Source organism: Oscillospiraceae bacterium (assembly GCA_035380125.1).
In the GTDB taxonomy this organism is placed as follows: Bacteria; Bacillota; Clostridia; order Oscillospirales; family JAKOTC01; genus DAOPZJ01.
Map to the genome: position 1 here is coordinate 31,163 of DAOSWV010000003.1, position 13,801 is coordinate 44,963.

15 protein-coding genes, 1 tRNA gene and 1 other RNA gene are annotated in these 13,801 nt (G+C 49.7%); 4 read left to right on the forward strand and 13 right to left on the reverse strand.

What is annotated here, in order from left to right:
• Positions 1-151 precede the first annotated feature (151 nt).
• From PK629_01420 to PK629_01440, 5 genes are all read right to left on the reverse strand, one after another.
• Positions 152-952: an ABC transporter permease subunit gene (locus tag PK629_01420; protein ID HOP10130.1), complete on the reverse strand. Its 801-nt coding sequence runs from the start codon at positions 950-952 to the stop codon at positions 152-154.
• Positions 952-1,836 (reverse strand): ABC transporter ATP-binding protein, encoded by an 885-nt coding sequence (locus PK629_01425; protein HOP10131.1) that lies wholly within the window; start codon positions 1,834-1,836, stop codon positions 952-954. Before PK629_01425 ends, PK629_01420 begins: the two co-directional genes overlap by 1 nt.
• A complete protein-coding gene (locus tag PK629_01430) occupies positions 1,833-2,531 on the reverse strand; it encodes a TetR/AcrR family transcriptional regulator (GenBank protein HOP10132.1) in 699 nt (232 codons plus the stop codon). Before PK629_01430 ends, PK629_01425 begins: the two co-directional genes overlap by 4 nt.
• A gap of 17 nt (positions 2,532-2,548) precedes the next feature.
• A complete protein-coding gene (locus PK629_01435) occupies positions 2,549-3,175 on the reverse strand; it encodes a Type 1 glutamine amidotransferase-like domain-containing protein (protein ID HOP10133.1) in 627 nt (208 codons plus the stop codon).
• A 642-nt stretch (positions 3,176-3,817) separates the two neighbouring features.
• Positions 3,818-3,893: transfer RNA gene (locus PK629_01440), tRNA-Val, on the reverse strand.
• 285 nt (positions 3,894-4,178) lie between these two features.
• On the opposite strand from PK629_01440, the gene PK629_01445 reads away from it, so the two are divergent.
• On the forward strand, positions 4,179-5,183 hold the full coding sequence (locus PK629_01445) for a uroporphyrinogen decarboxylase family protein (protein ID HOP10134.1): 1,005 nt from the start codon (positions 4,179-4,181) through the stop codon (positions 5,181-5,183).
• 814 nt (positions 5,184-5,997) lie between these two features.
• Here PK629_01445 and PK629_01450 read toward each other — a convergent pair.
• The 8 genes from PK629_01450 to ffs all read right to left on the reverse strand — a co-directional run bounded on the left by PK629_01450 (position 5,998) and on the right by ffs (position 11,762).
• Positions 5,998-6,849, reverse strand: coding sequence for a radical SAM protein (locus tag PK629_01450; GenBank protein ID HOP10135.1), 852 nt, complete (start codon positions 6,847-6,849; stop codon positions 5,998-6,000).
• Between the two features lie 269 nt (positions 6,850-7,118).
• A complete protein-coding gene (locus PK629_01455) occupies positions 7,119-7,322 on the reverse strand; it encodes a hypothetical protein (GenBank protein ID HOP10136.1) in 204 nt (67 codons plus the stop codon).
• Positions 7,323-7,371: 49 nt separating this feature from the next.
• Positions 7,372-8,214, reverse strand: a complete 843-nt coding sequence (locus tag PK629_01460) for an alpha/beta hydrolase (GenBank protein ID HOP10137.1) — start codon at positions 8,212-8,214, stop codon at positions 7,372-7,374.
• Positions 8,214-8,675 carry an SsrA-binding protein SmpB gene (gene smpB / locus PK629_01465; GenBank protein ID HOP10138.1) on the reverse strand — a complete coding sequence of 154 codons (462 nt, stop codon included), beginning with the start codon at positions 8,673-8,675 and terminating at the stop codon, positions 8,214-8,216. The genes PK629_01460 and smpB overlap by 1 nt, the downstream gene beginning before the upstream one ends.
• A 220-nt stretch (positions 8,676-8,895) precedes the next feature.
• The gene (gene recR, locus PK629_01470) at positions 8,896-9,501 is read right to left on the reverse strand and encodes a recombination mediator RecR (GenBank protein HOP10139.1); all 606 of its coding nucleotides are present in this window, start codon (positions 9,499-9,501) and stop codon (positions 8,896-8,898) included.
• Positions 9,501-9,872: a YbaB/EbfC family nucleoid-associated protein gene (locus PK629_01475; protein ID HOP10140.1), complete on the reverse strand. Its 372-nt coding sequence runs from the start codon at positions 9,870-9,872 to the stop codon at positions 9,501-9,503. Before PK629_01475 ends, recR begins: the two co-directional genes overlap by 1 nt.
• Positions 9,873-9,903: 31 nt before the next feature.
• The gene (gene dnaX / locus PK629_01480; protein HOP10141.1) at positions 9,904-11,439 is read right to left on the reverse strand and encodes a DNA polymerase III subunit gamma/tau; all 1,536 of its coding nucleotides are present in this window, start codon (positions 11,437-11,439) and stop codon (positions 9,904-9,906) included.
• Between the two features lie 224 nt (positions 11,440-11,663).
• Positions 11,664-11,762: signal recognition particle sRNA small type (gene ffs / locus PK629_01485), an RNA gene on the reverse strand.
• 224 nt (positions 11,763-11,986) lie between these two features.
• Between ffs and PK629_01490 the strand changes: the two genes are divergently transcribed.
• The 3 genes from PK629_01490 to PK629_01500 all read left to right on the forward strand — a co-directional run bounded on the left by PK629_01490 (position 11,987) and on the right by PK629_01500 (position 13,789).
• Positions 11,987-12,436: a zinc-ribbon domain-containing protein gene (locus PK629_01490; GenBank protein ID HOP10142.1), complete on the forward strand. Its 450-nt coding sequence runs from the start codon at positions 11,987-11,989 to the stop codon at positions 12,434-12,436.
• Between the two features lie 115 nt (positions 12,437-12,551).
• On the forward strand, positions 12,552-13,157 hold the full coding sequence (locus PK629_01495) for a GNAT family N-acetyltransferase (protein HOP10143.1): 606 nt from the start codon (positions 12,552-12,554) through the stop codon (positions 13,155-13,157).
• 23 nt (positions 13,158-13,180) lie between these two features.
• A complete protein-coding gene (locus tag PK629_01500) occupies positions 13,181-13,789 on the forward strand; it encodes an AAA family ATPase (protein ID HOP10144.1) in 609 nt (202 codons plus the stop codon).
• Positions 13,790-13,801 lie beyond the last annotated feature (12 nt).

Below are 13,801 nucleotides of genomic sequence, written 5' to 3' on the forward strand. Positions count from 1 at the left end.
AGCGGGCGCTGCCCGCCATCGATCATCCGGTAACAAAATTTGCGCCCATATGGAACCTCCTGCCAGTTTGCGATTATAGCTTATCGCTTTTCCCGGCGGCCGTCAAGGGGTAGAGCAAGAGTGATTTTTGACGGGGCGGTCTTTCGAGGCCTTAAATATGAAGATCCTTTTTGCTGAAAACGGTGATTCCCGCAATAAACAAGACAACCGCGCCGGCAAGTAAAATCAGCATTTCGATAACGGCGGATTGATCGCCCGCCAGGATTTTATCCGAGTTGAACAGTGTGAAAAACGTGAGATATTTGGCTTTTTCGAGGTCGCCGCCCATGTTGGCCAGCATCCGGATGACATACATCAGCACGGGCACCCCCGCACCCACCGCGACGCTGTATTTGGCGTCGGAGAACAGGCACGAGGCGAAAAAGCAGATGCCGCCGATGAACAGCTGAAGGCAAAGCAGCCCGGCATTCATCAACAGGAGCTTGCCGATGTCCAGCTCGCCCGGAAACTGCGCTTGTGCGGCAATGAGCTGCATGGCGGTGATATAGGCAACCAATGCGACGATGCAGGTTCCCAGCACGGCCATCTGGGTGAACGCGACGGTTTTGCGCTTGACAGGAGCCGCGAGCAGGGCGACCATCGAGCCCCTGTCGACGTATTTGGCGATCAGCGCGTTTGCGCGGATGATGGAAAACACCATCGGAAAAACCGAGAACAGCATGCCGTAGAGGTAAGTGGCCATAAAGCCGAGCAGCGTCGAGGTATCGCCTTTCATGCCAACGGCGTTCATCAGATCCGGCATCACTTGGGCAAATTCGTCGAGCATATCAGACAATTCGGGGTTATACATCCCGACGATCATAACGATATACATCGTCAGCACCGCGGCGAAAATCACAAACAGCTTCCAGCTGCCCTTAATCTCGCGCCTGTATAATGTCGCGTTAAACATTATTTCGCCTCCCCGTAATACTGTAAAAAGATTTCCTCAAGGCCCTGCGTCGGCGCGGCTAGATTTGTGACCGGATAACGGTTCAGCGTTTCGATAAATTTGCGCAGGTTGTTCTGAACGGTCACCGCGACCCGGTGATGAGTCAGAACCTGGGACTGCAGCGGTTCTTTGGTAAAGTCGGCAGCCGCCTTGGAGGTTTCGAAGGTGACGACATATTTGCGGACCTGCTTGGCTTTGAGCTGATCCACCGAGTCAATTGCGGCGAGTCTGCCGTCCCGGATGATGGCGATATGGTGGCAGGTTCGCTCGACTTCCTCAAACATATGGCTTGACATCAAAATGGTTTTGCCGCGTTCCTTTTCTTCGGCGACAAGGTCGATGAAGCGGTTCTGCATCAGCGGATCCAGACCGCTGGTCGGTTCATCGAGAACCAATATATCGGGGTCGTGCATGAATGCGGCCACGATGCCGACTTTCTGTTTCATGCCCTTGCTCATCTTCTTAATTTTACCACGCGGGTCCAGTTCAAATCGATCCAAGAGAACCTTAGTGCGGTTTTCGGCGTCGGTTTTGCGGTATTTCGTAATGAATTTCAAAAAATCCGTTCCGGTCATATCATCGAAAAAGCTGATTTCACCGGGGATATAACCCAGCTTTCCTTGAATTTTGTCGCTGTATTTCCAACAGTCGAGTCCGCCGATGGTACAGGTTCCGCTCTGTGGTTTCAAAAACCCCATCAAGTGGCGGATGGTGGTGGTTTTGCCTGCGCCGTTCGGACCGAGGAACCCGAAGGCTTCTCCCTGTTTCACCTCGAACGACAGGTCGAATACGCCTTTCCCTCCGCCGTAATCACGAGTGAGATGTTCAATGCGGATTACACTCACAGATATTCCTCCTTATATAGTGCTCTTTTCAAAATGTTCAAATAGACCTCTTCTTCGGCGGCGATCTGCTCCCCGCTCATTTTTTCCTCATTTGCATACCGACGGACACAGCCCTCCGTGACCCAGTGGACCAGATTCATAATCACAATTCGACTGTATTCGGGTTTAAAACGTTCCCAATCCACTTTCGAAAACAACAGCGCCTTTTTACGTTCGACTTCGGCTTGATTGACAGCTACCAGTTCCGCGATCAACTCGCTGTTTTCTTCGGTGACGAGCGAGAACAGAAAATCATAAAGCCCCGGATTTTGCTCCATCACCTGCAATCTGCCCTGCATATTAAGCGTAATGCATTCGAAAAAATCCTCGGTTCCCTCGGTTATGGCCTCTAAAATCGCTTTGCTTGCGCAATCATAAAGAAAGTGGTAGAGCTCCTTTTTCGTTCCGAAATAGTGAAAGATCGACGCTTTCGAAATTCCCGCCTTCTCTGCAATCTCGGAAATCGCGGTTTTTTTGTATCCGTCCCGCCCGAAGCAGGTATACCCGGCGTTGATGACGGCACGCTGTTTTTCCTCGGATAATTTTTCAAAGTTGTCGGTATTCATCTGTTTCCAGTCACCTCTCACCAAGCCATTGACCGCATCGGTCAACAACAGTATAACACCGTTGACCGATGCGGTCAATAGATTTTTCAAATTTTTTATATTTTGATTTAACCAATCCTTTGAAATACAATTTTCACACTGTCGTCTTCGACGAATATGGCTTGAGAGTTGCTGATAGGTATTAACGGAAGATCGGATTCATACTTTGCAATAATTTTTTCAACTGTTTTCTTGAAAGGGAAACTGTTTCGGTGCGGCAGAGGATAAAACGGAATGAGATTTAATGCGTCAAATGTAAGCAAATTAAGTGCGGCCTTGGGGTTATCCATCTGAGTCACATATTCAATATTCGGCGACAAAATAATGATTCCGGCTGATTCGCCGATATAAAATTTCCCCGATTCTACCTGCTCACGGATCATTTTATCCGCGCCGCTCCTTTTCAATTCTTGAAGCAGAAAAAACGTATTTCCCCCTGAAATATAAATAAAATCGGTTTTTTGGAGCTTGCATGAGATCTCTGATGAAGTCGCAGTAGAAATATCCAACTCGTCGACGACAAGCCCCGCTTTCTCAAGTGCTTTTTTGCCGGATTTGACAAAAAAGTCGACCTTTTCGTGTTTTGCTGCCGTTGGTATGAAAGTCACTTGCTTTCCTTTCAAATCACAGCTTGCATATGTCACAAACAAATTCGCAACATTCGTAAACAGAGAAGATAAAAACAATTTTTTCATACCAATTCCCCCCGCTTATTTGATTCTATTATATCAAAATAATGTCAGTATGTCAGCAGTATAAAATAATCATAAACAGATGATCGCGTCGTCCTCCCACACCCCGGTTCGAGTCCCGAAAGATAAAAACATTGTTTCGCAAAATCAAAACACCGCAATTTTTCTCTTTTCACTTTTATCTCTTCACTTCGAAAAGGCGCTTAATGAAAATAGAAGAGAGAAGAATGAAAAGAGAAAGGCACCAAACAAAAAACGTTCCGATAAACGGAACGCCTTTTCGTTTGGTGGGCGTTGGGGGACATTATCGCGCTTCGCTTGGAGTCCTAAAAAACAATCCCCCGGATTGTTTTTGGTCAGATTTTGCTTCTTGTGGTCGCACAATCTTCCCACGGACTGGTTCGAGTCTCCGCAAAAAATCTTACCATAAAAGAGAGACCCCTTTCAAAAGGGGTCTCTCTTTTATGGTGGGCGTTGGGGGACATTATCGCGCTTCGCTTGGAGTCCTAAAAAACAATCCCCCGGATTGTTTTTGGTCAGATTTTGCTTCTTGTGGTCGCACAATCTTCCCACGGACTGGTTCGAGTCTCCGCAAAAAATCTTACCATAAAAGAGAGACCCCTTTCAAAAGGGGTCTCTCTTTTATGGTGGGCGTTGGGGGACTCGAACCCTCGACCTCCCGCATGTGACGCGGATGCTCTACCAACTGAGCTAAACACCCAAAGCAGGACATATTCTACCACATCCCTGCCGAATTTTCAACCCTTTTGCATAGAGTTTATTTTGAGGTTTGACATTTCAAGATGATCAAGTTAATCTTTGCGCCAGAAGGTTGTGCCGGTCTCTCGAATGATAATTTTAATTATATCGCATAAAACGGGGCCATACAAGAGAAAAAACCGAAAATGGATATTGAAAGGCAACCCGCGATATGCTATAATTCCACATTGTGTGAATCCGGTAATCAGTTGTAATAGTTCCGATTAAATGTGAAAGGGTGCAGGATATGAAAACGCGCGAACCCGATTTCTCCCAGCTGCAAAAAGTGATGAGGCGTGAAAAACCGGACCGACCGGTATTATTCGAGTTGTTTATCAGCGAACGGCTGATGGAGTTTTTCGCCGGTGAAAAATTGAATCACAACGATCCGGCAAAAGAACTGCAAACAATGATCAAGGGTTACGCGGTCGGCGGGTATGATTTTACCAGTGTCGTGGGCGGCAATTTTTCTTTTCCCACGATGGAACGGGCACATGCCGAGAGCGTCTCGATGCGCGACGGCACCATTAAGGACCGAGAGAGTTTTGAAAAATATAAGTGGCCGAACCCGGAGGACTGCGATTACAGCCTGCTGGCCAAGGCAAAAGATTGGATGCCCGACGGCATGAAGCTGATTGCGCGCGGGCCCTGCGGCGTGCTTGAAAATATGAACGCAATCATCGGCTATGACAACATCTGCATGATGTTATATGACGACCCCGATCTGCTCAAGGAGATTGCGGATCACATCGGCAGCCGGCTGGTGAAATATTACGATATCTGCGCTTCGTTTGACACAGTGGGCATGTTTATGGACAATGACGATTGGGGATTCAATACCCAGACATTCCTCTCGCCGGCGGATATGCGCAAATATGTGTTCCCGTGGCACAAGAAGATTGTCGAAGTGGCGCACAAACATAACATTCCGGTCGGGCTGCATTCCTGCGGCAATCCGCTGGAAGTCATCGAAGACGTAATTGAGGACATCAAAGTCGATGCGCGGCACAGTTACGAAGACAAGATCATTCCGGTCGAGGAATTTTACAAACGGTATCACGACCGGCTGGCCGTTTTAGGCGGAATGGATTTGGACTTTTTGACACGCAGTACACCGGAGCAGATAAGCAAGCGTTGCAAAGCGATGCTGGAAGCGGCGCCGACGGGTTATGCGCTGGGAACTGGCAACAGCACACCGGACTTTTTGCCGTTGGAAAACTATCTGGCCATGCGCAACGCCGTGATGGAGTAGTTTCGGCAGAAAACATAAGAGTTTTAATCAACTTTTTTCATAAGGTGCGGGGTTAAGGGGCGGCGCCCCTTATCGTGTTCCGCAGAACACGAAATTTTTTCCCCTTATAAAAACAGGGGGGATTGACAAGGGGGTCTGTTGCTAACCCCCTTGTCAGGGGTTCGGGGAACAGTGTTCCCCGTCTTGAACTGAACTGCACAAAGAAACCGGAGAGACATGTCTCCCCGATTTTTGTTTTGCAATGTCGCAGTCAAATCATTTATGATAAAATTTTAATCGTCATTGCGAGCGAAGCGCGGCAATCCAGATATGAGGTAATCGGATGCTTATATTTCTGGATTGCTTCGTCGCGCGTAGGGCTTTGCCCCACGCTTTTCCTCGCAAAGACGGAGATGAGTTTCCTTTGGATATGTGAAAGATATACGGACGATTGCGAATCGCCCCTACGTAATGTCTTTAAGTTCTCTAATACTTTCAGTTATATATCCATGAGGGTTTAACGATTCAAGACGGGGGCTCCCAGCCCCCGAACCCCCATTAAGGGGGCTGTTACGGCGAAAAAGGTATCATCGCCCTCTTGCAACATGGTCGTCTTGCTCGTTATTCACTTCGCGATACTCCCTGTTGCAGCGCCTTGAAATTTTCGCTGTATCCGCCACTGGCGGCGCTCAAATTTCAAGCCCTTAATAAGCCCCGTTGTTTTTATGGGAAAGAAGTTTCGCGCTCTGCGGAGCGCGACAAAGGGCTTTGCCCTTTGAACCTACCGCCTTTTAAAAAAGGCGGGCGAAAATTTTATGTTAATAAAACAAAACTTCTACTTATCAAATCGCGTGCGATAACGGCATCTACGACACAGGGGTTCCGAGATATTCCCGCCGCAAAAGCCCGCGACCAACGCTTTGTAACGCGACGAAGCCATAATCTCTTCAAGGTCGGTTTTAAAAATGTTTCCCAATGCGATTACACCGCCATCGTCCAGACAACAGGGCACCACTGTGCCGTCACATAAAACCCCCAGCATCTCTTTTCCGCCGAGACATTTCCCGCGTTTGGCAATCTCTGGTGCGCTCATCGTCGGCCACTCGAACTGTTCCTCAAACGCCGCATAAACGTTTTGGGCGAATTTTGCCGCTTCACGTCCTCTTTTCGGATTATCGATTTGCTGCCCGAAATATGATGCAATCATATTTAGTGCAGACAGCGAATTTTGATCCATCCCTTTACCGGTTTCACCGTTCCATAGGCGATAGGAGATGATCGGGCGGCCTTGTTTTGCTGCGTCAAACCCGAACTGTGCGGCTTCTTTGAGATAATCCGGGTCATATCCGTTTTCCTGCGAGTGCAGCGAAATGTTGACCTGACGCAGAGCAGGGGTGTTGAGTAAAAGCGTGTGATTTTGCTTTAACAGCGTACCGTTGGTAGTCAAATTGACCGGCATGCCGTATTGATGTGCAAGCGCCAGAAAGTCGTCGAGAGCAGGATGAAGCAGCGGTTCGCCCTTGACATGAAAATAGACCTGCGCACCGGTCGGCACAATCTGCTGAATGATATGTTCAAACTCCCGCACAGTCATCATACGTTTTTCACGCGGACAGTGCGGGCAGAAGCTGCAGTTCAAATTGCAGATATTTGTGATTTCGATATAAACGCGTTTCAGTTTTTCCACAATATTCTACATGACTCCTCACAATTTCATAACATCTTTTGGGTATTATATACAACGGAACAGGCGATAAGTACCGATCGCTTGTACCAATTTCCTTTCTGTTTATATTTTCCTCATTTTTCACTCCTTTATTTTCGGTGATCAAAAACGATGCGATCGTTTGAGATCACCATTTGTTTTTTTAAAGGCTTTATAAACAGAAAGTGACATAACCGGATTTAACACGGGAATGTCACTTCAGTTTTGCTCGCTGCATTTTGATTTTGTGTTTACAGGTCTTGGGATTCCTCGAAATAGGTCTCGTCGTTGTTCATGGTGTCTTCCATCAGTTTGAGCATCTCAAGAACACTGCGGAAGTCGCTTTGTTTGTTGCCGTTCATCCAGGAGACCGTGCCTTGCCAAGTGCCGTTGCGACGGTAACGAACCTGTACGACAAAATTGTTGGTGCCGATGATTTGATTAGGGTCGTCCATGCTGATGCCTCCTAACTTTTTATATCAGTATAATCATATCACATTCGAGTTATAATTTCAAATCCAATTGTTTTTTTAAGAATGCGATCGAAAGTTCGAACCATTTTGCCGCTTCGGGGTTGATCATATGGGGCGAATTCGGACCTGCACTCTGATATCCGCAGGTCGAAAGGCCATGGCTGCCTTCTGCGAAGATATGCAGTTCAAACGGAATTTGCTTTTCCCGCAGCGCCGACGCCATTAAAAGAGAATTCTCAACCGGTACACCGCCGTCGTCAGCCGTATGCCATAAAAAGATCGGGGGCGTATCTTTCGTTACCGCGGTTTCAAGCGACATCTTTTTAACCAGCGCCGCATCGTCGCCGCAGAGGTTGTCAAAGCTGCCCCGATGGGCTTTTTCACCGCCGGTGATGACCGGATAACCTAAAACCGCAGCGTTCGGTTTCAGATTCTCGGATGCAGTATTTAAGGTTTCGGCGAGAAAGGCTTCATTCCAGAAACAAGCCAGGGAACCTGCCAGATGGCCGCCCGCCGAAAAGCCGCAAATTGAGATTTTATCAGGGTCTACGTGGTATTTGACGGCGTTTTTACGGATAAAATCCACCGCCGCTGCCGCTTGAAGTAAGGCGGAGGGATAACGTGCGGGCGCGACCGAATAAGTCAGCACAAAGGCGTTAAAACCGGCAGCGAGGTAATTTAGGGCGATCGGCTCGGCCTCACGGTCGGAGACGAATGAATAGGCGCCGCCCGGGCAGATCAGCATCACCGGGAATTTACGCTCGGGATCGATTTCGCGTGATACGTCTCGGCAATAAGCTTTCAGAATCGGATGACCGCTTTCGGCGGACAGTTGCGGGTAAAATCTCCGCAGATTTAAAGTGTCGAATTTCATTAATAACGCTCCTTAAGGCCTCTTTCGATATCGCGGTCGGCCGATTTTCTGGCCTCGGTATCGCGTTTATCGTGCAGTTTTTTGCCTTTGCAAAGCCCGATTTCGGCTTTGATCCGGCCGTTTTTAAAATAAAGTGATAAAGGAATCAGGGTGAGTCCCTCTTGCTTAATGCGCCCGAATAATTTCATGATCTCATTCTTGTGCATCAGCAGCGGACGGTCGCGGCGCGGGTCCTGATTGAAGATGTTGCCCTGTTCGTATGGGCTGATGTGAACCCCTTTTAAAAGTAAAACGCCCTTATCAACATCGCACCAAGCGTCTTTGAGGTTGACGTTTCCCGCCCGCACCGACTTGACCTCGGTACCGGCAAGCGAAATTCCGGCCTCGTATTTTTCGAGGACGAAATAGTCGTGATATGCCTTGCGGTTTTCCGCAATGGTGCGGTTGGTCTTTTGTTGCATAATGTTTTCCCTTAATCGTTGCCGGAAACCGGCGGGTGGCGAGATCCTTCGGCTACGCGTATAAATGCGCTCCGCTCAGGATGACACCTTTACGATTGGTTGTGTTTTAAGTTTTGGACGGGCGGATGATATCCGCCCCTACAGAGAAACACCGAGGTTGGCAGCGCGGCTACGAAGTTACAAAATCGGCAGATTTTAACGCGCGTAATGACCGCGGGTTCTACCCGCCCAGTTCGATGCGGCCTTCGATGGCGCGCAGCATGGTCATCTCGTCGGCGTATTCGAGTTCGCCGCCGACCGGAATACCATAGGCCAGTCGGGTGATTTTGACGCCGATGGGTTTTAACAGGTTCGACAGATAGATCGCTGTGACCTCGCCTTCGGCGGTCGTGCCGGTGGCTAAGATAATCTCCTTGACCGTGCCGTCGCCAAGCCGCTGAACGAGCTGCTTGATGGTCAGATCGGAGGGCTTGACGTCACAGGACGGAGAGAGTACTCCATATAATACGTGATATAGCCCGTTGTATTCACCGGTGCGCTCGACCGCCAGCATATCCTGCGGGTACTGCACGACGCAGATCGTGGAACGGTCGCGGTCTTCACTCTTGCAGATCGGGCAGACATCCTCGTCGCTCAGGTTTTGGCAGACCGAACAGCGACGGATGCGTTCGGTGCAGGTAAGAATCGTGTCGGCCAGTTTTTTCGAGTCGTCTTTGGGCAAACCGAGGATGTGCAGAGCAATGCGGCGTGCGTTTTTACCGCCGATGCCCGGCAGTTTCCGAAACTGCTCGGTCAGCTCTTCAAGAGCCGTGATCTCGTAACGCATTAAAGTTGGGGCATACCGGGGATATTCGGCATGCCGGGCATGTTCATGCCGCCGCTGATCCCGGACATGGTATTTTCGCTGTCCTCGTCGACCTTGCGGGTGCATTCGTTGACCGCGCCGATGAGCAGATCGGAGAGCATCTCGACGTCCTCGGGATCGACGACCTCGGGAGAAATTTTCAGGGCGGTGACCTGATGTTTTCCGTCCATGGTGATTTCGATCGCGCCGCCGCCGACGCTGACGCTGTAGTTGCGTTGGGCGAGTTCTTCCTGCGCAGCAGCCATTTGTTCCTGCATCTGCTGGGCCTGTTTGAGAATTTGGTTCATGTTGGAGGGCATGCCGCCGCCCTGTTTGGGAATGTTGGCTTTCATCGGTTTGATGTCCTTTCTTTTAAAGGATGGTTTATTCTTTCACGCTGGTCTTGATATTCTTCTCACGCGCCGTCTCGATGAGTTTGTCGAGCGGGTCGGCAGACTTTTTTTCGCAGTCCGAGGCCGAGTAGATGCCGATTTTCTTAAACTCGTTGTCGGGGCCGAAAACCGTGTCGACCGCACCACGCAGCTTGGCCAAATTGCTGTCGCGCATTAAAAGCGTTTTTAAAAACTGGTTGGGGGAGTCAATTAAAATTTTCCCACCGCACTTGTAAGCGCTTGAACCGTTCAAAATGCCGTATAAAGCGGGTTCATCGGAAGAGATTCTGGTCAGAATGTCCTGCCATTCGGCAAGGGGCTCGGTTGCGCCGTCGTCTTTGGGTTCCTCTTTTTCCGTTTTGGCGGGTTCGGGATTTTCAACAGGTCTTGATTCGGGCTTTTGCGGTTCTGGTGTGGGTTTGGCAATGGGCGCTTCGGCGGGTTTAGGTTCGGATTTGCGTTCTGCGCCCCGGCAGAGTTTGACGATTAAGAGCTGGACGTCGAGCCGCGGGGCGACACTGCGCCCGATGCGCTCAAAACAATCCTGTATCGCAGCCACGCAGCCGCTGATCTCATCATAACTCACCTTGGCAGCCAGTTTGCGAGCCTCGTCGCCGCGCACGCCCTCAGGTCCGGCAGCGCCGATTTTGGACAATAACAATTCCCGGTAAAATTCAAGCAGTTCTTCGCACAGCCGTTCGGGATCGATGCCGTCTGCATAGACGCGTTCAAAACAGGCAGTCGCTTTTGCGAGATCTTTTTGCGAAAACGCCTCGGCCAGTTCCGCGATGTGTTCGCCCGAAGCCACACCGAGTGTCTTAGCCGCCATCTCGGCGGTGATGGTCTCGCCGCTTCCGGCGCACAGCTCCAGCATTGAGATCGCATCGCGCATCGCGCCGTCAGCGGAGGAAGCGAGCAATAATGCGGCGTCCTGTTCCAGCGGAATCTGTTCCTGCTTGGCGATATTCATCAATAAATCGGCCATCTCTGATGCGGGGATGCGGCGAAAATCATAGCGTTGGCAGCGGGAGAGGATCGTCATCGGAAGTTTTTGTACTTCGGTTGTCGCAAGAATAAATTTGACGTGTTCCGGCGGTTCCTCGAGGGTTTTTAACAAGGCGTTAAAGGCCGCCCCCGAAAGCATATGCACTTCGTCGATGATGTAGACGCGGTATTTGACCTGCGCCGGGGCGAAAATCACCTCATCGCGCAGTTCGCGGATATAGTCTACGCCGTTATTGGAGGCGGCATCTACTTCGCAGATATCGGCAGTCGAGCCCTCAGCGATGGTCAGGCAGCTTGGGCATTTGCCGCAAGGTTCACCATTAACGGGCGTTTGGCAGTTGACGGCTTTGGCCAGAATACGGGCGCAGGTGGTTTTGCCCGTACCGCGCACACCGGTGAACAGATAGGCATGCCCGGTCTGGCCCGCTGCGACCTGATTTTTCAACGCGCGGACGATATAGGGCTGCCCGATGACGTCGTCAAACGTCTGCGGACGGTATTTACGGTAAAGCGCTTTGTACATGTTAACCGTCCTTTTCAATACAAGAATATAGTCTTCTGTCTAGCCTTTTCGATTCCATGGATCATTCGATTCCATGGATCAATCTTTGTTTAATATCCGGATACGATTCTTTGCGGGCGGCTACATGGGGCCGCCCCTACGGCATATATTTAAAAATGCCGCTGCTAACAACAGACGGATTCGGATTCATCTATAGAGTTTAAATGAATATGTCCGCTCGTATGGAGATGCAAGCACACCGCATCGCACAGACACTGGCGTTTAATGCTGCTCGGTTCCCCGCCTGACATGGTTCACGCCGGTCTGCCGCGCAGGGCCTGCACCCCCGTACCGGCGGACATTTTCATCTTCTTCATTATAAATGATTCTACCTCATTTTGCAAGCGTACCCCTTTACATTTTGCAATTCATTATGATAAAATAAAAACGCATGACGAATCGTCCGGCGCCGCTTTGACGTGCGCGCGGAATGGCCGGACAGACGGCGGCATAAACTTTCCTGCACAACCCGTTTTTCATCGGGCGGATTTTTTAAGGAGGAGAAAACATGACGATCACAGTTGAGGCCATCCAAAAGCAGATTGCAGAAAAGAATGCACAGCTCCCCGAACTGCTGAAAAAGCAGTATGCAGCTTTGGCCGATATCGGGACAAAGGCGGTCGAGGAGGAGAATCCCGAACGGTTCGGCGACGATTATACCAAATACAGCGAGGCAAAAACCGCAATCGGCACCTTGAAAGCCGAACTGGAGACCCTGCAGGCCGACCTGGCGAAAGCCGAGGAGGAGAAAAAGGCGGCACTTGAAAAGTCCACCTGCAAAGCCTGTGGTTTTGTCAATCCCGAGGGTTATAATTTCTGCCGCCAGTGCGGAAAGAAACTCGGCGAACCCGCTCCGGCTCCCGCCGATGCTCCGAAGCCGCAATTCTGCATCCACTGCGGCGCACCGGTTCCTGCGGGCGCAAAATTCTGCAGCGGCTGCGGAAAACCTTTGGCCTGAAAAATCGACCTCAATCGGCGGGCACGCATAAACGGACGCTGCGGTCAGGCGCTGCGGAAGTTCCGCAGCGCTTTATTATTTAAAAAAGCCACTGTAAATTTATAGGAGCAATGGAATGGATATTTCAATACGAAAGCTGACACCGGATCTTGCGGAAGATTATGTACGCTTTTTTGATGCGACGCCGCATGAGGACAACGTAGATGAACACAAATGTTATTGCGTGTGCTGGTGTAATGAGGACAGCAGCAGCGGCGGTTACGAAAGTAAAAACCTCTCTTCGCGGGAAAAAAGGCGAAATTACGCCATACATTGTGTCAAAGGCGGTCACATACAGGGTTATCTCGCCTATTGCGGCGATGAAATCGTGGGGTGGTGCAACGCCAATACGAAAGCGGATTGCCTGAGGTGTTATTCCTGGCGGCGTTTTATGAGCGACATACCTGTGGAAGAATCGAGTTCGGGAATAAAGGTGAAATCTATATACTGTTTTATGATTGCGCCTCCGATGAAAAGAAAAGGCATTGCCACGCGGCTATTGGAGCGGGTGTGTGAAGACGCGGCTCAAGAGGGTTTTGATTTTGTTGAGGCATATCCATACAAAGAACACGGCGATCAATCCTCTGATTTCAATGGTTATACCGAGATGTACGAAAAATCCGGATTCACCGTGTTTTTTGAAACGAAACAAGGACTTGTCATGAGGAAGCAATTAAAGTGATTTATGACCGGAGGTGAGAGATTTTGAAAAATGGGAACATCGTGATATTGAACGGTGTGACAAGCGCGGGGAAAAGCACGCTGTCAAGAGCGCTCCAAGCGGCCTTTGACGAGCCGTACTATTACGTAGCGTTAGATACCCTTAATGATGTTATATGTCCGTTCACGGCAAACAGACAAAAGTTTCAAGACCCTCAGATCATGAACAGGGCGGTGCCCGTGATGCATATGCTGATCCGTGATTTTTCACAAAAAGGGCTTAACGTCATTGTTGACCATATTTTATGCGACGGCGGCGATTGGTTTTATGATTGCGTTGATGCATTATTCGAATATCCCGTTATGTTTGTGCGGGTCGATTGTGACCGGGACGAGTTGTTCAAGCGCGCTAAGAAACGGGGATATAAAACGCCGGAACGGTTAAACCAAATCGACCGTCAGTTGGCTCAAATGCACAAACACGGGTTTTATGACGTTGTAATCAGCACTTCAACCAACACGACGGAGGAAAATGTACAAAAAATAAAGACCGCCTTATTAAGACAGGATGAATGGAGGGCGTTCAGGCAGCTGAAACAGATGATGGAAAAAACCCGTTGCAACGGACGCGAAATATGCGAATACGAAAAATAAAAGCAACCACGG

Excerpts from the sequence above, each read along its gene's own strand:
- PK629_01435 (HOP10133.1), bottom strand. The coding sequence starts at position 3,175 with ATGAAAAAATTGTTTTTATCTTCTCTGTTTACGAATGTTGCGAATTTG.
- dnaX (HOP10141.1), bottom strand. The coding sequence starts at position 11,439 with ATGTACAAAGCGCTTTACCGTAAATACCGTCCGCAGACGTTTGACGAC.
- PK629_01420 (HOP10130.1), bottom strand. The coding sequence starts at position 952 with ATGTTTAACGCGACATTATACAGGCGCGAGATTAAGGGCAGCTGGAAG.
- PK629_01490 (HOP10142.1), top strand. The coding sequence starts at position 11,987 with ATGACGATCACAGTTGAGGCCATCCAAAAGCAGATTGCAGAAAAGAAT.
- PK629_01455 (HOP10136.1), bottom strand. The coding sequence starts at position 7,322 with ATGGACGACCCTAATCAAATCATCGGCACCAACAATTTTGTCGTACAG.
- smpB (HOP10138.1), bottom strand. The coding sequence starts at position 8,675 with ATGCAACAAAAGACCAACCGCACCATTGCGGAAAACCGCAAGGCATAT.
- PK629_01495 (HOP10143.1), top strand. The coding sequence starts at position 12,552 with ATGGATATTTCAATACGAAAGCTGACACCGGATCTTGCGGAAGATTAT.
- PK629_01475 (HOP10140.1), bottom strand. The coding sequence starts at position 9,872 with ATGAAAGCCAACATTCCCAAACAGGGCGGCGGCATGCCCTCCAACATG.
- PK629_01460 (HOP10137.1), bottom strand. The coding sequence starts at position 8,214 with ATGAAATTCGACACTTTAAATCTGCGGAGATTTTACCCGCAACTGTCC.
- recR (HOP10139.1), bottom strand. The coding sequence starts at position 9,501 with ATGCGTTACGAGATCACGGCTCTTGAAGAGCTGACCGAGCAGTTTCGG.
- PK629_01445 (HOP10134.1), top strand. The coding sequence starts at position 4,179 with ATGAAAACGCGCGAACCCGATTTCTCCCAGCTGCAAAAAGTGATGAGG.